This window comes from Streptomyces prunicolor (genome assembly GCF_045162825.1).
Taxonomy (GTDB): Bacteria; Actinomycetota; Actinomycetes; order Streptomycetales; family Streptomycetaceae; genus Streptomyces; species Streptomyces prunicolor.
Genome location: NZ_CP108676.1, coordinates 1,220,495 through 1,238,365 on the forward strand (window position 1 = coordinate 1,220,495; position 17,871 = coordinate 1,238,365).

Annotated in this window: 16 protein-coding genes; 6 read left to right on the forward strand and 10 right to left on the reverse strand. The window is 71.0% G+C overall.

The annotated features are described in order from the left end of the window. Positions 1 to 3 precede the first annotated feature (3 nt). Genes OG588_RS05525 through OG588_RS05535 form a run of 3 tightly spaced genes read left to right on the forward strand, consistent with a single transcriptional unit; the run spans position 4 to position 2,716 of the window. Complete coding sequence (locus OG588_RS05525; protein ID WP_405946289.1) at positions 4 to 1,149, forward strand: cupin domain-containing protein; 1,146 nt, start codon at positions 4 to 6, stop codon at positions 1,147 to 1,149. Next, entirely contained in the window at positions 1,146 to 1,997 is an 852-nt protein-coding gene (locus OG588_RS05530) for a fumarylacetoacetate hydrolase family protein (RefSeq protein WP_405946290.1), read from the forward strand. Before OG588_RS05525 ends, OG588_RS05530 begins: the two co-directional genes overlap by 4 nt. Beyond that, entirely contained in the window at positions 1,994 to 2,716 is a 723-nt protein-coding gene (locus OG588_RS05535) for a maleylpyruvate isomerase family mycothiol-dependent enzyme (RefSeq protein ID WP_405946291.1), read from the forward strand. Before OG588_RS05530 ends, OG588_RS05535 begins: the two co-directional genes overlap by 4 nt. A 43-nt stretch (positions 2,717 to 2,759) precedes the next feature. On the opposite strand, the gene OG588_RS05540 is transcribed toward OG588_RS05535, so the two are convergent. The 8 genes from OG588_RS05540 to OG588_RS05575 all read right to left on the reverse strand — a co-directional run bounded on the left by OG588_RS05540 (position 2,760) and on the right by OG588_RS05575 (position 10,436). Further along, positions 2,760 to 4,304: an amidase gene (locus OG588_RS05540; protein ID WP_405946292.1), complete on the reverse strand. Its 1,545-nt coding sequence runs from the start codon at positions 4,302 to 4,304 to the stop codon at positions 2,760 to 2,762. Positions 4,305 to 4,433: 129 nt separating this feature from the next. Beyond that, entirely contained in the window at positions 4,434 to 5,906 is a 1,473-nt protein-coding gene (locus OG588_RS05545; RefSeq protein WP_405946293.1) for a substrate-binding protein, read from the reverse strand. A 17-nt stretch (positions 5,907 to 5,923) separates the two neighbouring features. Continuing rightward, entirely contained in the window at positions 5,924 to 6,280 is a 357-nt protein-coding gene (locus OG588_RS05550; RefSeq protein WP_405946294.1) for an ArsR/SmtB family transcription factor, read from the reverse strand. A 22-nt stretch (positions 6,281 to 6,302) separates the two neighbouring features. Next, on the reverse strand, positions 6,303 to 7,109 hold the full coding sequence (locus tag OG588_RS05555; protein ID WP_405946295.1) for a class II glutamine amidotransferase: 807 nt from the start codon (positions 7,107 to 7,109) through the stop codon (positions 6,303 to 6,305). A 52-nt stretch (positions 7,110 to 7,161) separates the two neighbouring features. Further along, on the reverse strand, positions 7,162 to 7,980 hold the full coding sequence (locus OG588_RS05560; protein ID WP_405946296.1) for an amino acid ABC transporter permease: 819 nt from the start codon (positions 7,978 to 7,980) through the stop codon (positions 7,162 to 7,164). Beyond that, positions 7,977 to 8,624: an amino acid ABC transporter permease gene (locus tag OG588_RS05565; protein WP_405946297.1), complete on the reverse strand. Its 648-nt coding sequence runs from the start codon at positions 8,622 to 8,624 to the stop codon at positions 7,977 to 7,979. Before OG588_RS05565 ends, OG588_RS05560 begins: the two co-directional genes overlap by 4 nt. Before the next feature lie 8 nt (positions 8,625 to 8,632). After that, entirely contained in the window at positions 8,633 to 9,589 is a 957-nt protein-coding gene (locus tag OG588_RS05570) for a glutamate ABC transporter substrate-binding protein (protein ID WP_405946298.1), read from the reverse strand. A gap of 127 nt (positions 9,590 to 9,716) precedes the next feature. Then, positions 9,717 to 10,436, reverse strand: coding sequence for an amino acid ABC transporter ATP-binding protein (locus OG588_RS05575; RefSeq protein ID WP_405953055.1), 720 nt, complete (start codon positions 10,434 to 10,436; stop codon positions 9,717 to 9,719). Between the two features lie 103 nt (positions 10,437 to 10,539). On the opposite strand from OG588_RS05575, the gene OG588_RS05580 reads away from it, so the two are divergent. Further along, positions 10,540 to 11,610: a LysR family transcriptional regulator gene (locus OG588_RS05580; RefSeq protein WP_405946299.1), complete on the forward strand. Its 1,071-nt coding sequence runs from the start codon at positions 10,540 to 10,542 to the stop codon at positions 11,608 to 11,610. A gap of 203 nt (positions 11,611 to 11,813) precedes the next feature. Here the strand turns inward: OG588_RS05580 and OG588_RS05585 are convergent, their stop codons facing one another. Next, positions 11,814 to 13,100 (reverse strand): MFS transporter, encoded by a 1,287-nt coding sequence (locus OG588_RS05585; protein WP_405946300.1) that lies wholly within the window; start codon positions 13,098 to 13,100, stop codon positions 11,814 to 11,816. Between the two features lie 220 nt (positions 13,101 to 13,320). On the opposite strand from OG588_RS05585, the gene OG588_RS05590 reads away from it, so the two are divergent. After that, the gene (locus OG588_RS05590; RefSeq protein ID WP_405946301.1) at positions 13,321 to 13,488 is read left to right on the forward strand and encodes a hypothetical protein; all 168 of its coding nucleotides are present in this window, start codon (positions 13,321 to 13,323) and stop codon (positions 13,486 to 13,488) included. Between the two features lie 48 nt (positions 13,489 to 13,536). On the opposite strand, the gene OG588_RS05595 is transcribed toward OG588_RS05590, so the two are convergent. Continuing rightward, complete coding sequence (locus OG588_RS05595; RefSeq protein WP_405946302.1) at positions 13,537 to 16,161, reverse strand: CHAT domain-containing protein; 2,625 nt, start codon at positions 16,159 to 16,161, stop codon at positions 13,537 to 13,539. Between the two features lie 6 nt (positions 16,162 to 16,167). Between OG588_RS05595 and OG588_RS05600 the strand changes: the two genes are divergently transcribed. After that, complete coding sequence (locus OG588_RS05600) at positions 16,168 to 17,862, forward strand: glycosyltransferase family 4 protein (RefSeq protein WP_405946303.1); 1,695 nt, start codon at positions 16,168 to 16,170, stop codon at positions 17,860 to 17,862. Positions 17,863 to 17,871: the final 9 nt, after the last annotated feature.

Consider the following 17,871-nt stretch of genomic DNA (forward strand, 5'->3'; position numbering starts at 1 on the left):
CGCATGAGCGGAACCGACACACCCGTCCGGCTGGAGGCCGTCGAGGCGGACGGCCAGCCGGAGGTCACCCCCGGACTCCGGTCTCTCTACCGCGGGTTCGAGGAGGAGTTGCTGGTCCCCCTGTGGACCGAGATCGGCGACCTGATGCCCGCGCACCCGCGGTCCAGGGCCGTACCGCACCTGTGGCGCTGGGACCGGCTGCGGGAACTCGCGGGCCGCGCCGGGGAGTTGGTCCCGGTGGGCCGTGGCGGTGAGCGCCGGGCGATCGCCCTGGCCAACCCGGCGCTGGGCGGCCGTCCTTTCGCAACTCCCACTCTGTGGGCGGCGATTCAGTATCTGATGCCGGGTGAGGACGCTCCGGAGCATCGCCACACGCAGCACGCCTTCCGTTTCGTCGTCGAGGGCGAGGGCGTGTGGACGGTCGTGGACGGCGACCCGGTGCCCATGCGGCGGGGCGACTTCCTGCCTCAGGCGGGCTGGAACTGGCACGCCCATCACAACGCCACCGCCGAGCCGATGGCCTGGATCGACGGCCTGGACATTCCTTTCCAGTACGTCGCGGAGGCCCAGTTCTTCGAGTTCGGCCGCGACCGGATCAGTGCCGCGGAGCGGACCACCCCCGACCGCTCACGGTCGGAACGCCTGTGGGGCCACCCCGGACTCCGCCCCGTCTCGGCCGGTACGACGGCTCCCGGCTCACCGCTGCTGGCGTACCGCTGGGAGCACACGGACCGGGCCCTGGCCGACCAACTCGCCCTGGAAGCAGAGAGGTTCGGGGCAACGGTCGAGCCCGGCCACGCGGCGGTCCGCTTCACCGACCCGGCGACCGGAGCGGACGTACTGCCCACCATCCGGGCCGAGATGCACCGGATCGCACGCGGCGCGCAGACCGCCCCGGTGCGCGAGACGGGCTCCTCGGTCCACCAGGTCTTCGACGGCTCCGGCACCGTCACCGTGGGCGAGCAGACCTGGTCGGTCACGCGGGGCGACCTGTTCGTCGTCCCCTCCTGGGAACCCTTCTCGGCGCGTTCCGAAGCGGGAGCCACCGACTCCGACTCGGGCTCCCTCGACCTCTTCCGTTTCAGCGACGCGCCCGTCTTCGAGGCGCTCCACCTCCACCGCACGCACACCGAAGGAGCCGCCCGATGAAGCTCGCCACCCTCCGCACCGACGGCACGACCAGGGCCGTCCGGCTCGACGGCGACGTGCTGATCGACCTCGGGGACTCCGACCTCGGCACGTTCCTGGCCCGGCCGGACTGGTACGAGCGCGCCAACAACGCGACTACGGCCGGTACGACGACGTATCCGGTGGCCGGCGCCGACTTCGCGCCCGTGGTGCCCCACCCCTCCAAGGTGGTGTGCGTAGGACTCAACTACCGCAACCACATCAAGGAGATGGGCCGCGATCTGCCCGAACACCCCACGCTCTTCGCGAAGTTCGGGGACAGCCTGATCGGAGCGGGCGACGACATCGCACGACCGGAGGAGACCTCCCAGTTCGACTGGGAGGTCGAACTCGCGGTCGTCATCGGCAAACCCGTCCGCCGGGCCACACCGGCCACGGCCGTGGAGGCGATCGCGGGCTTCACCGCGCTCAACGACATCACCTGCCGCGACTGGCAGTTCCGCACCCGCGAATGGCTCCAGGGCAAGATGTGGGACTCCTCGACGCCCGTCGGCCCCTACCTGGTGACGCCGGACGAACTGCCCGGCGGTGTACGCCCGGTACTCGACGTACGGCTTGAGGTGGACGGCGAGGTCATGCAGTCCGACTCCACCGGCGACCTGCTCTTCGACCCCGTGGCGCTCGTCGAGTACGTCTCCACGATCGTGCGGCTCAACCCCGGGGACATCATCGCCACCGGCACTCCCGGCGGAGTCGGCCACGCCCGCAAGCCCCCGCGTTTCCTGCTGGGCGGCGAGAGTGTGGTGGCGAAGGTCGCGGGGATCGGCCGGCTCGACAACCGGGTCGTCAAGGAGGGCCAGGTCCGATGAGCCGATCCCTCGCGGACACGCGCCGCTGGATGCGGGAAGGGACCGAACTCCTCGTCCACGCCACGACCCGGCTCGACGAGGCGGCGTACGACGCGCCCTCGCTCCTCCCCGGCTGGTCCCGCAAGCACGTGGTGGCGCATGTCGCCGCCAACGCGGACGCGCTGGCCAACCTGGTCCACTGGGCCGCGACCGGTACGCCGACCCCGATGTATGCCTCCCCCGAGGAACGCTCGACCGGCATCAGGGAAGGCGCCCGACAGCCCGGCACACGCCTGACGGAATGGCTCCGCCTCTCCTCCGACGCCTTGGAGAAGGCGATGGACGAACTGGACGACACCCAGTGGGCGTCGCGCGTCCTCACCGCACAGGGCCGTACCGTCGCGGCCACCGAGATCCCGTGGCTGCGCTCGCGCGAGGTGTGGGTGCACGCCGTCGACCTCGGCGGCGGAATCGACTTCACCGCCCTGCCCGCCGATTTCCGCACCGCGCTGTGCGACGACATCGTGACCAGACGCGGGGGCGCCCCAGGGCCTGAGGTCGTCCTCCGGCCGACCGACGTGCCCGCTCGCTGGTATCTGCCCGGCGCACCGGACACGGCCGGGGAAGCGATCACGGTCACGGGCCCTCTCGCCGAGATCACCGCCTATCTGGCCGGCCGACCGCATGGCACGACGGCGGTCGGATCGACGGCGGTACCGGTCCTGCCGGCCTGGCTGTGAGCACCAGGCGGGCAGTACCGAGTCGTCCGGCCCCGGAATCGAGCTACGAACCGCTCCCGGCGACAGGAGGCGTCGGGAACCCGCCGACCGCCTGCTCATAGGCGTGCGCGACGCGCAGCACGGTGGCGTCGTCGAAGCGCCTGCCGGTGATCATCAGGCCGGCCGGAAGGCCGTCGACCAGGCCGGTCGGCACGCTGCACGACGGATGGCCGGTCACGTCGAAGGGCGCGGTGTTGCCGACCATCGACAGCGCGGTGTGCAGGTAGTCGGCCAGGGGGATGTCGGCGGGCGGGATCTCCTTGGCCGTGTAGGGGACGGTGGGCATGACCAGCACGTCGTACCGGGCCAGTGCCTCGTCGTAGGCCGCGCGGACCTCGGGCAGGAGGCGGCGGGCCATGCCGTAGTACTTCCCGCCCCCGGCCTCGAAGGTGTAACGGCCGGACAGGCCAACGAGTTTGACGGTCTTGGAGAGGGTGGCGCCGCGGTCGACGCGGCCCTGCGCGTAGTGGGCGATCAGCTCCGGGTCGTAGAAGTCCTCGACGTTCATGCCGTAGGCGTTGCCGTCGAGCATCTGATACGCGGCGCCCTCGGTCGCGATCACGTTCCACACGTGGAGGGCGTCCAGGTGCCAGGGGATCGACACCTTCTCCACGGTGAGTCCGGCCGAGGCCAGTACGTCGATCGCGGCGTGGACGGCCTCGTCGACGCCCGGGTCCGACACCGGCGTGCCGAAGCCCTCCGTGACCACTCCGACGCGCAGGCCCGTGGCGGGCTCGGTGAGGGCGGCCAGGTAGTCCACCGGTTCGATCGCGTCGGGCTGGCGCGGGTCGAAGCCGTCCACGCCGGCCAGGACGCTCAGCATCGCGGCCGCGTCGGCGACGGTGCGGGTCATCGGGCCCACGTGGTCGATGGTCCGCTCGATGGGGAAGGCACCGGTGTAGGGCACCAGGCCATGGGTGGGCTTGTGCCCCACGATGCCGCAGAACGCGGCCGGCATCCGGATCGAGCCGCCCTGGTCGCCGCCGAGGGCGAGGTCGACCTCTCCGGTCGCCACGAGCGCGGCACTGCCGCTGGACGAGCCGCCCGTGTTCCGGCTCTCGTCCCACGGATTGCGCACCGGCGCCGGGTGCGAGGTGAAACTGGCGCCCGAGAAACACAGGTCCTCGCACACCGACTTGCCCGCGATCGTCGCGCCGGCGTCGAGCAACCGCCGTACGACGACGGCGTCTTGGCGCGGGACGAAGCCCTCGACCGTCCGCGAACCGTTCATCATCGGCACGCCCGCGACCGCGATGTTGTCCTTCACCGCGACCGTACGACCGGCCAGCGGGCCCTCCGCCGACTCGCTGACCGAGGTCTTCACGTACCAGGCGCCCAGCCGGTTCTCGTCCGGAGCGGGCGATGTCCAGGGGCGGTCAGGGGCGGTGGGAGCCGTGCGTTCGTAGAGCCGCTCGACCGCTTCCGAGGCGGCGAGGGAGCCTGCCACCGCGGGCGCGAACTCCGCCAACTCCTCGGCGGACAGGCCGAAGTGGAAGTGCTTGTCGATCGCCGCGAGGCGGGCGGCGTCGGGTACGGGGAGTGAGGACAAGGGAGGGCTCCTTTTCAGCTGGACACGCATCAACCTAGAACATCGCGCCAATAGGTCAATACTTATTGACGTAACTTCGCGGTTAACCGCACCGGGCCGGGTAGGGCTGGGCCGACCGGATCGGCAGGGCTACAGCGAGACCGGCCGCAGCCCGGTGCCGGTCGCCTCGGTGACGAAGAGGTCCTGGGTGACCCGGCCACTGTCGTCCAACGTGACGGTGCCGCGCGGGAGTTGGAAGCTGCCGGGACGCATCGCCTCGGCGATCAGCCGCGGTTCGTCCGCACCCACCCGGCGCGCGGCGGACCACCAGATGTGCGCCGCCTCGAAGACCGACTCGCTCAGCGTCGACAGCGGCGGGGCCCAGCGGCCGTACGCCTCCCGGTAGCGGTGCAGCAGTACGGCGTTGCCGGGCGACGCGAGTTGCTCGACGTAGCCGGAGACGGCGTACAGGCCGGGCGCCGCGTCGGCTCCCACGTGCTCCAGAGTGGACTCGTCCATGGCCGGTGCGAGCGTGACGCACCGCTCGCGCAGACCCATCGCGTGGCACTGGCGCTCGAACGCGGCGGCGTCCGCGCCCACGAACGTGGACAGCACGATGTCCGCGCCCGAGGCCGTCACCGCGTCGATGACCCGGGTGAAGTCGCGGGTGCCCAGTGCGGCGTACCGCTCCCCCACCACCCGCGCGCCCGAGCGCGGCAGGATGCGACGGGCGGCCGCGTGCGTGCTGCGCGGCCAGCAGTAGTCGTTGCCGGCCAGGAACCAGCGCTTTCCACCGGCCGCCCGCATCAACGGTCGTACGGCTGCTGACAGTTGATCCTCGTGGTGCTCGCCGAGCTGGACGCGCAGCGGGCCGGTGCCACCGCCCTCGTTCATGTGCGGCTGGATCAGGAGCACTTCGGTCCCGGCGAGCGCCCGTGAGACCGCGAAGTAGGTGGCGGAGGTCGTGGCGACGAGGATCGTCCGGCAGCCGGACCGGACCAGTCGCCGGGCCTCGGCGACACCGACCGCCGGGTCCGAGGCGTCGTCCCCGACCACCAGCTCCACCGGCCGGCCCCGCACCCCGCCCTCCGCGTTGATCTCCTCGACGGCGAGCATGGCCATGTGGTCCGTCGCGGCCCCGAACATGCTCCCCAGGCCCGACTTGCTGTTCAGCAGACCGAGCCGCGCGTTCGGATTCGGCGCGGACCCGCGACCGGCCGGCAGGCCGCGGCGGCGCATCAGCCACTCCAGCCCGGCCTCGTCGAGTTCGGCGAACAGCCGGACCCTCGTTCCGCCCCGGTCGGCGTCGAACCGCAGTTTGATGCGGCCCCGCCAGGGCTGGTCGTGCACGATCTCGATACGGCCGCCCTGCCCGGCGTGGCCGCGTGCGTTCCCGTGTGCCGGCGACGGTGGCCGTACCTCGGTGATCCGGCCGATGATCTCCACCTGGTCGGCGACCGGGCCGCCGAGCGGAGCGCCCATCCGCACCACCGCGCCCGCCGCGACCCGGTCGCACACGGCGTCGAAGACCCAGCCCGCACCCGCGCCCGCGCCGAACAGGCCGAACGTCGTGACCGGCGATGCCTCGGTCCATTCCTCGGCGGGCAGCAGGAGTGCGGCCATCACGTCACCTCATGCGGTCATCCGGCGGACCGGCTGTCCTGGACGTCGGGGTCGGTGGTCGCGGCCTCCGTCGCGGTGGCGGCGCGCCCGGCGTCGGCGAGCGCTCCCTGGAACAGCGCCTGCAACGTCGCGATGACGTCACGCGCGGGGCCGGCCGGGTCGATCGAGTAGTGCCGGAACCGGCCCGCCTTCCGCTCGGTCACCAGGCCGGCGGCACGCAGGACACGCAGATGGCTGGAGACTCCGGTACGGCCGATGCTGGTGATCCGCTCCGCCAGCTCCCCCACGGTGCACTCCTCGCGCTCTGCCAGTACGCCCAGGATCTGGCGGCGTACGGGGTCGGCGAGCGCGTCGAACGCCAGGTCTGCGGGCACCTGTGTTCGCCCCCTCCATAGGTCAGCGACGGTTGACATGTGCCAGCGTAGTCGAGGGTCCGGAATCGCTGTGCGGAGCCGCCCGTGCGGTCGTGACACGCAGGTCGGCCCGGCGTATCTCCAGGACCTCCCGGTACGGCAGCACAGTCCAGCGGTCGTCGGGCTGCGGAATACCGCTGGAGGCTACGACCACCCGGTCCTCGTCGACCCGGTAGCGCAGCCGGAAGAAGTCGGGGCCGCGCCGCCTGCTGACCTCGGACTCCGGGTCCTCGTCGGCGTACGCGTACAGGGCGTCCTCGGTGAGCAGCAGGCAGTTGAGGCTGGCGTAGGCGGCAGCCCGCTCCCGGACGTCCGCCGCGGCCCGGGCGAGCGCGTCGACGGGGCCCGTCTCCCGCAGCAGGGTCAGCACGCGCAGGAAGTACCGCTCGGAGTCGGTGCTCCCGGCCGCCCTCAACAGCAGTTCAGGAGCGATCAGTTCGTCGAGTGTGTCGTACGGCGTGAAGTACCCGTTGTGCGCGAAGGCCACGGTGCCGACCGTGAACGGGTGGGTGTTGCCGGGGACGACCGGCAGCCCCGGGCTCGCCAGCCGCAGGTGCAGCAGGGCGGCGTCGGTGACCGTGCCGGTTAGGGTCCGCCCCCAGAAGTCGGTCTCGGCGGCGGGCTCAATTCCCTTGACGACCAAGGGGCTTGACCCGCTCCCCTGCCCGGCGGCGATGCCCCAGCCGTCACGGTGCTCACGGCTCAGCTCGGTGAACGGCCCGACCAGACCGTCCAGCGCGGTGTCGAGCGGCAGGGGGGCGCGGGTGACCACGCCGAGCAGGCGGCACATGCCGGTTCGCTCCTTCTCTCACATTGCTTAGGGTTCTTCTCGTACGCCGGTGTCAGGCGCGACGCGCTTCCAGCCACGAAGCGAGCCCGGACAGCGCGGAGTTGACGGCGATGAAGCAGGCCGCCGCGACCAGGTAGGTGGACAGCACGGCGTGGTAGTACTCGCCCAACACCTTTGCCTGGTGCAGGAGTTCGAGGTAGCTGACCACATAGCCCAGCGTCGAGTCCTTGAGCAGCCGCACCAACTGGCTGACCAGGGCCGGGCTCACCGCCCGCAGCGCCTGCGGAACGACCACGCCCGACATGGTCTGACGGTGTGTCATACCGAGGCTGTACGCGGCCTCCGTCTGTCCGCGCGGCAGGCTCAGCACCCCCGCCCGGAAGATCTCGGCGACGACGGCCGCGTTGCCCAACACGATGGGGATCACCAGCTGCCAGAAGACGGGGAACGTGAGACCGACTCCGGGCAGCCCGAACAGGAACACGTACAGCAGGAGCAGCAGCGGGACGGACCGGAACAGTTCGACGTACGTCCGGGCGAGCGCGCGTGTCGGCCGGTTGCGGGCCAGCCGGCCGAGCGCCACGAGGCCGCCCAGCGGGAAGGCGAGCGCGGCGGCGACCGCGGTGACCAGCAGGGTCTGGCCCAGCCCGGACAGCAGGAAACGGATGATGGGCCACTCGCCGAACATCCGCCACTGGTCGGCGTCGAGCTGCCCGTGCGCGGCGAACTGCCGTACGGCGAAGGCGAGTAGGGCGGCGAACACGGCCAGGGAGACGGCCGTCGCGATCCTGATCCGGCGCCGGGCGCGCGGTCCGGGCGGATCGAAGAGGAGATGGATGTCGTCGTGCCGCGCTTTCGTGAGCGGCTTCATCGGACCACCGCCAGCTTCCGTTCCACGCGCCCGGCGACGAGGCCGGACGTGAGGGTGAGGGCGACGTAGACGATCGTGGTGAGGGCGAAGCTGGTGAGCGGCTGGTCGTAACGGAGTGTCAGGAACTCGGCCTGGCCGGTGAGTTCGGCGACACCGACCGCCGCCGCCAGTGAGGTGCTCAGCGCGCAGCCGATGAAGATGCTGCCCAGCGGCTGCACCATCGGGCGCACGGCCTGCGGCAGGATCACATGGCGCAGACACTGCCCGAAGCCGAGTCCGAGCGCCCGGGCGGCCTCGGCCTGTCCGCGCGGTACGGCACGTACCCCGGAGCGCACGACCTCGCACACGAACGCGGCCCAGTACAGGGCCATCGCCGTGGTCACGGTGGCGAACAGCGGGTACAGCAGCCCGAGATCGGGCAGTCCGAACACGAAGAGCACGAGCAGGACGAGGAGCGGGATGTTGCGGAAGACCGCGACGTACCCGGCGCCGAACGCCCGCAGGGGTGCCACCGGGCAGATCCGCAGCACGGCGACGACGAGGCCGCCCGCGACCGCGCCCGTGAAGGTGAGCGCGGTCATGGCGAGCGTCAGCAGCAGCCCTCGCCCCAACTGCCCGGCGATGGCGTCGACATGGGTGAACATGGGGTCGGTCAGCTGCCCTCGACCGAGCCGATCACCGGCGGCTTGGGCGCGGCACCGGTCACGGCGGTACCCAGCGTCGCCTTCCACAGCTTCGCCCACGCGCCACTGGCCTCGATCTTCTTCAGCCAGGCGTCGACGAACTTCTTCATCTCCGGGTCGGACTTCGGCGTACCGATGCCGTACGGGTCGGTGGTGAAGGGCTGTCCGACCACCTTGACCGACGGGTCGCGGTACTGCGTGCCGACGAGGATCGCCTGGTCGATCACGTAGGCGTCGGCGCGGCCCTGCTTGACGGCCTGTACGCACTGGCTGTTGCCGTCGAAGAGGATCACCTTCGACTTCGGGGCGAAGTCCTTGATGTCGTTGGCCGCCGTCGAACCGCTCTGCGTGCAGACCGTCTTGCCGTTGAGGTCGCCCACCGACGTGATGCCGGTGTTGGCCTTCTTGACGAGGATCGCGTCGCCGGAGGAGTAGTACGGCCCGGCGAAGTCGACCTTCTTGGCCCGCTCCGGAGTGATCGAGTACGTGGCGAACACCGTGTCGACGGTGCCGTTGCGCAGCAGTTGCTCACGGGTGGCCACGCTGACCTGGACCAGCTTGGTGCTGTTCTTCCCGGTGATGTACTTCGCGAGCATCGCGGCCAACCCCGCGTCGAATCCGGTGAGTTTGCCGGTGACGGGGTCCTTGAGCGAGAAGAGCGCGGAGGTGTCGGTGCCGCCGACGATCAGCGTCCCGCGCTTCTTGATCTTCGCCATGAGGCTGCCGGCCGGTATCTGATCGGCGGATGCGACGGGGGCGGCGGCGAGGATCTCGTCGTAGGTCTTCGAGGCGTCCGCGGCGGCGGAACCGGACGAACCGGAGGCGGCCGGCAGGGTCGAGGACCCGCCGCAGGCGGTGAGGGTCAGGGCGAGCGCGGCCGTGGCGGAGGCGGCACCGAGGGCACGGCGGGGCCGGGACAGTCTCATCGGGCGGAATCCCTTTCGTCATTGCGCGAATACGGGGAGAGGAGCGGCGAATACGCGGTGCAGCGAATACGGGGTGAGGCGGTTGCCGAACTCAGTGGCTCCGATGGTCTCGATGGTCTCGATGGCTTCAGTGGCTGAGGACCTTCGACAGGAATTCACGGGCCCGTTCGGTGCGGGGCGCGTCGAAGAATTCGTCGGGGGTGGCGGTCTCATGGACGCGCCCCTCGTCGAGGAACACCACTCGGTCGGCGACCCGTCGCGCGAACCCCATTTCGTGGGTGACGACGAGCATGGTCATCCCGTCGACCGCCAGTGCGGCCATGACGTCGAGCACCTCGCCGACCGTTTCCGGGTCCAGTGCCGAGGTCGGTTCGTCGAAGAGCAGCACCTGCGGGTCCATCGCCAACGCCCGTGCGATGGCGACCCGTTGCTGCTGCCCGCCGGACAACTGCGCGGGCCGGGCGTCCGCCTTGTCGCCGAGTCCGACCCGGTCGAGGAGCTGCCGGGCCCGCTCGTCGGCCTCCCGACGGGAGAGTCCCCGCACGCGGATCGGGGCGAGGGTGATGTTGTCGAGCACGCTGAGATGCCCGAAGAGGTTGAACGACTGGAAGACCATGCCCACCCGGGCCCGCAGCCGCGCGAGTTCGCCTCCCTCGTCGGGCAGCGGAACGCCCGCCAGACTGATCACTCCGGAGTCGACGGTCTCCAGCCGGTTGACGCACCGGCACAGCGTCGACTTCCCGGAACCGGACGCACCGAGCAGGACGACTACCTCGCCGGAGTGGATGTCCAGGTCGATGTCACGCAGCACATGGTTTTCCCCGAAGTGCTTGTTCACTTTTGCTATACGTACGAGAACCTCAGGCACGCGATCAGCATCGTCGGCTCCGCTCTCGGGCGTCCAATTCGAATGTCACCCGGAATTAATAAAGGCTCTTTATGCTTGCCCGATGTACGACCCCCGACAGTTGCAGGTCCTGGCCGAGGTCGCCCGCACCGGCACCTACACGGCCGCGGCCGACGCCCTCGGCTACACGCAGCCCGCGATCAGCTATCAGATGCGGATGCTGGAGCGGTCGGTCGGTGCGCCGTTGGTCACCCGTCGCGGCCGGGGCGTTCAACTCACCCCGGAGGGACGGGCGTTGGCCCGCCACGCGGGAACGGTGCTGGCCGCGCTGCGCACCGCCGAGGACGAACTGGCCGCGCTGACCGCCCCCGAGGCCGGCCGGGTCCGCCTGGCCGCGATGCAGAGCAGCTGCGTCAGCCTGGTCCCCCGCGCACTGGGTACCCTCCGCCGGACCCGTCCGGAGCTGGAGGTCACGGTGACCCAGGCCGAGTGCCGTGTCTCGCACGGTCTGTTGCTGGAGGGCGCGGTCGAGCTCGCGGTGCTGTGCGACCTGGATTTCAGGGAGCTGGACTTCAGGGAGAAGGAAAAGGAGAGGGACAGGGAGCGGGACTCGGAGACGGGCAGGGAGACGGGGACGGGCAGGGAGACGGGGACGGGCGGGGAGACGGAGGCGGACCGGTCCGACAGCGCCGTCGGCCCGCCCGACAACACGGGCGACCCGTCCGTGACCGTGGACCCCCGTCTGCGCCGCGTCCCGCTGCTGACCGACCGCCGCTGCGTCCTGCTCCCGGCCGACCACCCGGCCGCCGCCTCGCCCACGGTGTCGTTGGCCGACCTCGCGGGCGAACGCTGGGTGCTGGAGTCCGGCCGTACCCGTTTCCTGGCCGCGTGCCGGGACGCCGGGTTCGTGCCCCGGATCGCCGCCACCGCCGACGACCAGCTGACCCTGCACAGCCTGGTCGCCAACCGCATCGGCCTCGCGGTCATGAACGAACTCGGCGTGACGGCCCACTTCGACCCCCGGGTCGTCGCCCGCCCCCTCGCCGACTGGCCGGTCCGCCGGGTCTTCGCCCTGCTCTGGCCGGACACCCTCCGCATCCCCGCGGCCGCCGCCCTCCTTCACGCACTGCGCGACACGGCCCGGTCGACGAACGACACAACCGTGCCGCCGTGACGGAACGCCCAACGACCCAGGTGGTGCGGGCCGTTTCCTGGCAGTCGGGCATGCCACCAGGCGTCGTAGCCGAGCGTCCACCGCGCATGCGCGCGGACCAGCCGAGATCCCCGCCGTGTTGAGGAACTCATGCCGGCGTACGCGGTCCCGCCCGGATCCCGTCCCCGCAATCGAGCACTCCGGTTACCCTCCGAGGCCGCTCTTCAAGATGTGCGCCAGAACCGTTTTGACACCGCTCGGGGATGCTCGGCTCCCTTCTCGGTGTCCTGATGGTGGCTGTCCTCCGGCCCGGGGCAAGGCCGTTCGTCCTCGGCTGCTGATGACTCCCGCAGACCACCGAGCGCCAGGAGCGTCATCGCCACCGCGGCCCCCACCGCCACGCCGAAGCCGCTGTGTGGACCGCCCGTGTCGACCACGCGTCCCGCGACCGCCGCGGCGGCTGCCGATCCTGCGGCGCTTGCGGAGTTGCCCCAGGTGAACGCCTGGGTGAGGACAGGGCGCGGGACCGACGACTGGGTGAGGAGGGAGGTGAGGATCAGCAGGACCGGGACAGCGAGTCCGGTCAGAGCGAGGGTGGCGCCGATCGCGAGGGGCGCGTCGAGGACGGTCAGCGGAAGGCTCGCGAGGGCGAGGCAGGCGGCGGCTGCGACCAGGTGGCGCTGGGGTGAGCCGCTGTGTCGCCAGCCGCCGTAGGCCCAACCGCCCACCAGATTGGTGCAGTTGGAGGCGAAGTAGAGCGGCGCTGCCGCGTCCGGTGTGCCGCGACCGACGGCGTATGCGGCGACGGACACCTGCATCGCGCCGAAGAACACGCCGAGTGTGAGGCCGAGCGCGGCCTGCCGCAGGAACGCGGAGTGGAGCAGGGCGCGTCCGGCGTGCCGGCGTTCGGCGTGGCCGGTGAGGGGCGGTGTGGTGCGGCGCTGGGCGGCGAGGACGAGTCCGCCGCCGACAACGAGCGCGGCGGCGAGCAGCACACCGGCGCCCGGGTGACCTGCCGCACCGAGGACACTCACCAGGGCCGGGCCCGCCAGGTAGGACACGCCGTTGGCGAGGGCCTCCAGGGCGAAGGCGGTGGGCAGCGCGGCCGCCCGTTCGCCGGACAGCAGGGCGGACCAGCGAGCGGCGGACAGGGCGGCGAGCTGGGGCAGTGTCGCCCCGACGAGCGCTCCGGCGACGAGGTCCGGAACGGCGCCGGCGAGCAGCAGCGCCACGGCCCCGGCGTGGGCGACCAGCGCGCAGGGAACCACCCGCGTCTGCCCGAACCGGTCGACCAGACGCCCGATCTGGGGCCCGGCGACGGCATCCGCGACAGCGAATCCGCCGGTGACGAGGCCCGAGGCGGCATACGACCCGGTGCGTGCGTGCACCAGCCAGACGATGCCGATGCCCGTCATGGCGATGCCCAGACGCCCGACAGCAGCGGGGAGGAAGAAGGCCGCGGCACCCGAAGTGCGCAGCAGGGTACGGTAGTTCGCCGAAGCCGAAGGCACGGCGCATCCCTTTCGCCGCCCGGCGGGACGCACCAACGGGGTCGTCGGCGTCCTGATGTGCCGACCTGTGGCTGCGCCTGGAGCCGTCCAATGGTGGCGTGGAGCGGGGACGCGCACCCCACGCCGACTCCATCACCGGGCAGATGTCATGTGACAGCTGATGATCTCCTTGAGAGTAGAGGAACGGCACGCAGAAATGAACAGAGGAGTGCCTCAGCGCATGCCGGGGTCTCGTGCGATGTTCCAGCAGGCGTCAGTGGAACTACGCGATCGCACACGGCAGTTCGTGTCGATCGCACAGCCGGCTCTGGGCACGTCCCATGCCCAACGGGGCGCGATCACGGCCCAGTTGCGCGAGACCGACTACCAGGAGGCCACGGCCGCCTGACAGGCCGCCGCGCCCACCCTCCACGTGGCCAGGGGACCAGGTGCCGGCTCAGGTCGTCGGAGGGTGAAAGAGGGAGTGACCACCCAGACCGATCAGGCACATGCCGGCCCAGTCGTAAGGGCCCAGTTCGGGGTAGGTGTCGCGGAGGGTGCGTTGAGCGTGACGGAGGGCGGAACTAGGCGTCCGGCCCAGGGAGATCGAGGGGAGGATGGCGGCACCCACCTGTGCGGAGGACCAGCTGTTGATGTGGCCGATGCCCGCGACAACGGTCTGGGCCCGGCCCAGGACTCCGCCGACGGCCAGGCTGAGGGGGTCACGGCCGAAGCGGCTGGCCGCGGTGCCGGTCCAGCAGCCGTTGAGGATCAGCAGTCTGGGCAGGCGGAGGCCGGCAAGCAGGTCGAAGGTGACAGCCAGTGGGCCGAGCGTGGTCGTGCCTGCGGCCTCCCCCAGACCACTGAGGTAGAGGAGTGCGGCGGACGCAAGGTCCTCGACGGGGCCCAGGGCGGTGAGTTCGTGGTGGGATCCCGGCCATGCGGAGAGGGCGGCGAACTCGTCCGCATGACCGTTGAGCGTGGCGTCCAGGACGCTGATCGCGCGCGCGACCGTCGCATCGGGAAGGGCGCCGGTGTCCGCACGGGTCCGGTACAGCATGGTCTGGGTGCGCAGGCTCGGGGTGAGCGTCACTTCGGCGACGTCGAGGAGGCAGACCCCCTCGCGTCGTAGCGCGCCGTAGGGAAGTTGCCACAGCCGCAGGTCGGGGCTGAGCAGCAGGGACACCGGACGGTCCACGGTGCCGTGCCATACGGCGTCGTGGGGCAGCAGGAAGCGGCCCAATGCCTCCCAGGTGCGGACGCTGACGCCGTACTCGGGCAGCGGTTCGCCCGCGGTGAGCAGCTCCATCAGCTCCGCAAGCTCGGCGGGAGCGGTCTGCCGGACGCTGTGCCAGGCGCCTCGCCGGACGCGGGAAACCACGGAGGACCACCAGCCGTCAGGGCCCTTGCCGACCTGGACGAGGACCACGACGTCGGCCAGCTCATCGGTCTCGGTCGGGGAGGGCAGCCGACCGGGCGGCGTCGGGGCGTGGTGGCCGGCAGGCGGTACACGGTCGCCGGCGAGGGCGGCGTGCACCGCGCGGGCCGCCCGGAACACCTCCTCGACGCGCTCGGGGTCGTTGCTCGACGGCAGCCGCGAGGAGAGGGTCGGGGAAGGGGGTCGGCCGAGCTCGGCACGGTTTTCCAGAAGGTGGTCCAGGACGTCGGAGCGGCCGAGCTCGACGATGCGGGCGACGTCCTCGTGCCGCTGTGCGGCCGCATGGGCCATCAGCGCCCCCGCGTAGACCTCCTCCCGCTGCTCCTGGAGCGCCCAGCGGTTCTCGGGCCGGGTCAGCCGGTCGCGCTGGAGGTCGGCGCAGGCGAGGGCGGTACGACTCACCAACAGACGGAGGGCTTGCGGGAGTTCGGCGTCTCCTTCGAGGCGCAGCAAGTCGTGCAGGGCGTACCAGGTGCGGGTGAGGTCGCGGGACTGTTCCCGGGTGGCGATGCCGAGGGCGGCGGTGAGGTGCGCTGCGGCACGGTCCATGTCGCCGTGGGACATGATCAGTCGGCGTCCCGTATGGCGGTTCCAGCGGGCCGCCTCCAGGGTGCCTTTGCTCTCGTAATGGGGACGTGCCCGCTCAAGGACCCTGCCTGCCTCCTCCCCCTCGCCCAAGGCCTCCAGGACTTCGGCCTGTTCGAGGAGGACTTGACCGTGGATACGGTGGAGGCGCAACTTCTCGCTCTCCTCGGCCAGTTCGCGACTGAGGGCGAGCGCCTCGGGGAGACGGTCCAGCAGGCGCAGTGCCGCGATGCGGGCGACCCGGACGACGCGTACGTTGACGTTCGAGCCGCTCTCGCGGAAGCAGTCCTCGGCCTCCTGGTACATGGCGAGGGCGGACGGGAAATGTCCGACAGTGATGTCCATCCGGGCGTGGGCCAGCGCGATCTGCCCCCGCAGGTTCGGGGAGTCCTCCTTCCCCCGTAGCGCCTGAGCTCGTTCCCGTGCGTCGTCCAGAAAGGAGTAGGCGCTCTCCAGATGCCCCCTCAGCCGTTCGGTGGTCGCCCGCTGGAGCAGGGACTGGGCCCGGGCCTGTGCCACACCCGGCGCTCCCTGGAACTGCTCGGCGACGGCGAGGGAGCGGTCGCTGAAGACGACGGCCGACTCATAGGCGCCGGACGGCTCGCACAGCGCGGCACGGGCACGCCAGGCGGTGACGTGGTACTTGGCGTTGGCGGGTACCAGCGGGCTGCCGAGCTGTTCCATGTTCCAGGCCTCTGCCGCGAGGAAGGCCGCGCACAAGCGGTACCGTTCCGCGAGGAATCTCGTCCTCTCCAGCAATGCCTCACTGTCACCGGCACGTTGCGCGGCGGCACGGGCGGCGAGCAGCAGCCGCAGGGCCTCGGCCCGATGGGTCCCCTTCCAGGCGCGCTCGGCAAGGACGTCGTAATGGCGGCCCAGTTCCGCCCAGTTGGACTCGGCGAACAGGGCGTCGGCATGTAACCGCTCGTGTTTCTCGACCAGTTCCGCCAGTTCCGCTTCCGGTGAAGCTGACGAGCGGGTGGCCGCCGGGAAGGAGAGGGCCGTGGCCGGGTCCACCATCCGGTCCGTCAGGTTTGCGCGCACAGCGCGTGCCATCATCACTCCATGACGTCCCGTCACTCTGCGGCTCTGGTGGTGCGGTTCGCGCCCACCGTATCGGCTGGTGAACGCGAGGACCTGCTGGAGCGCCTGCGCCGAGCCGGCTCCCCCGCACGCATGAGTCCCGCCGACCTCGACCACCGCGCGTTGCCCGACCTCACCCGCAAGGTGCTCCGGGCCGTACTGCTGGACTCCGCCCACCACTTGGACGCCAAGGACCTGCCCCATCTGAGTCAGCTGGTCCGGGACTGGGTGCGCGACACGGACGACAGCGCGGCAGCGAGCGGTAACGCGCAACTCGTCACAGCGGACGGACGATCGGTCTCTGTCGACGGCCAGGTACCGGACGACGCCTTCCCGGAGCTCGCGGAGAGCGCTCGGCGTACGAACGGTCCTGACCGTCTCGGTTGGAACGGGGCAGCCTGGTCGGAAACTCCGCCTGGCAGCGGAGGGGAAGCGGGGCCGGGCGCTGTGTCAACCGAGTCGGGGCCGCGGTCGGAACCGTTGCGGGTGCTGGCGGTGGCCGACGAGTGGTTCTCCCGACGGGGTGGGATCAGCACGGTCAACCGGGAGTTGTGCGTGGCGCTGGCGGCGCTGGACGGCGTCAAGGTCTGGTGCCTGATCGCCGGTTCGTTCTCCGCGGACGAGCTGCTGGATGCCGCCCAGGCGAACGTGACCCTTTTGGAGTCGCCGACGACTCACGGGCTGCGGAAGGGGCAGACACTGCTGCGTCCGCCTCGGCTGCCCGACGAGGACAAGCCGGATGTCGTCATCGGGCACGGCCAGGTGACCGGAGCCTATGCGCTCGCCCTGGTCGAGGACGTCTACAAGAGCGCGTGCCACTTCCACTTCGTGCACACGGAGCCGGATCTCCTCGAATGGCTCAAGTTGGGGCGGGACGACGATCCCGCGTCGCGCGCCGAAGAACGCTCTTGGAGCGACTGGCAGTTGGGCGGCAGGGCCACGCGGACCGTCGGTGTCGGTCCGGTCCTGTTCAGGATGCTCGACCGGGATCTCCCACGCTCCGCCGCACCTCCCCTGCGACTGGATCCAGGCTTCGACCCTTCCCCGACCCCTCCTCCCGAAGACCTGCGGGGAAACCCGCTGATCACCCTGATGGGCAGGTTGGAGGACGGGGACACCAAGGGCGTCGCTCTCGCCGTTCGGGCCACGAACCGAGCCCTGTGGCTGCGCCAGGACATCAAGCGCGTCGACCTGCTGCTGCGGGGAGTGCGCAAGGGCGAAGGCAGGGGCCTCCACCAGGAGTTGACAGGTTTGGTGACCGAGCCGCGCCTGAAGCTGCTGCCCCGCAACTACACCACCGACCGGGCGCAACTGGACCATGACCTCGGGCGGGTGTGGCTGGCGCTGATGCCGTCGCTGGCCGAGGCGTTCGGCTTGGTGGCCTCGGAGCACATCCGGGCGGGAATCCCCTGTCTCATGAGCGCTGACAGTGGCGTGGGGGAACTGATCACGGACGTGGCGCCCGACCTAGCGCGCCATGTGCTCCTGCCCGTCACAGGTCGCGAGGGGGACGAAGAGCTGTGGGCCCACCGGATCGCAGAGGTGATCGCCCATCCCGACGAGGCACTTGTCCGGGCCCGCCGCCTGCGCAACGCCATGGCTCAGGCGCGCAGTTGGGACGACGCCGCGCGACAGCTGCTCGACGCGGCCCGTACGGCGCTCGCCGACCGCGGGTGATCGGGGTTC

Bases quoted from the DNA above. Each gene is read 5' to 3' on its own strand.
- OG588_RS05560 (WP_405946296.1), bottom strand. From the start codon at position 7,980: ATGAAGCCGCTCACGAAAGCGCGGCACGACGACATCCATCTCCTCTTC.
- OG588_RS05555 (WP_405946295.1), bottom strand. From the start codon at position 7,109: ATGTGCCGCCTGCTCGGCGTGGTCACCCGCGCCCCCCTGCCGCTCGAC.
- OG588_RS05570 (WP_405946298.1), bottom strand. From the start codon at position 9,589: ATGAGACTGTCCCGGCCCCGCCGTGCCCTCGGTGCCGCCTCCGCCACG.
- OG588_RS05525 (WP_405946289.1), top strand. From the start codon at position 4: ATGAGCGGAACCGACACACCCGTCCGGCTGGAGGCCGTCGAGGCGGAC.
- OG588_RS05565 (WP_405946297.1), bottom strand. From the start codon at position 8,624: ATGTTCACCCATGTCGACGCCATCGCCGGGCAGTTGGGGCGAGGGCTG.
- OG588_RS05580 (WP_405946299.1), top strand. From the start codon at position 10,540: ATGTACGACCCCCGACAGTTGCAGGTCCTGGCCGAGGTCGCCCGCACC.
- OG588_RS05595 (WP_405946302.1), bottom strand. From the start codon at position 16,161: ATGATGGCACGCGCTGTGCGCGCAAACCTGACGGACCGGATGGTGGAC.
- OG588_RS05545 (WP_405946293.1), bottom strand. From the start codon at position 5,906: ATGGCCGCACTCCTGCTGCCCGCCGAGGAATGGACCGAGGCATCGCCG.
- OG588_RS05530 (WP_405946290.1), top strand. From the start codon at position 1,146: ATGAAGCTCGCCACCCTCCGCACCGACGGCACGACCAGGGCCGTCCGG.
- OG588_RS05535 (WP_405946291.1), top strand. From the start codon at position 1,994: ATGAGCCGATCCCTCGCGGACACGCGCCGCTGGATGCGGGAAGGGACC.
- OG588_RS05600 (WP_405946303.1), top strand. From the start codon at position 16,168: ATGACGTCCCGTCACTCTGCGGCTCTGGTGGTGCGGTTCGCGCCCACC.
- OG588_RS05590 (WP_405946301.1), top strand. From the start codon at position 13,321: ATGCCGGGGTCTCGTGCGATGTTCCAGCAGGCGTCAGTGGAACTACGC.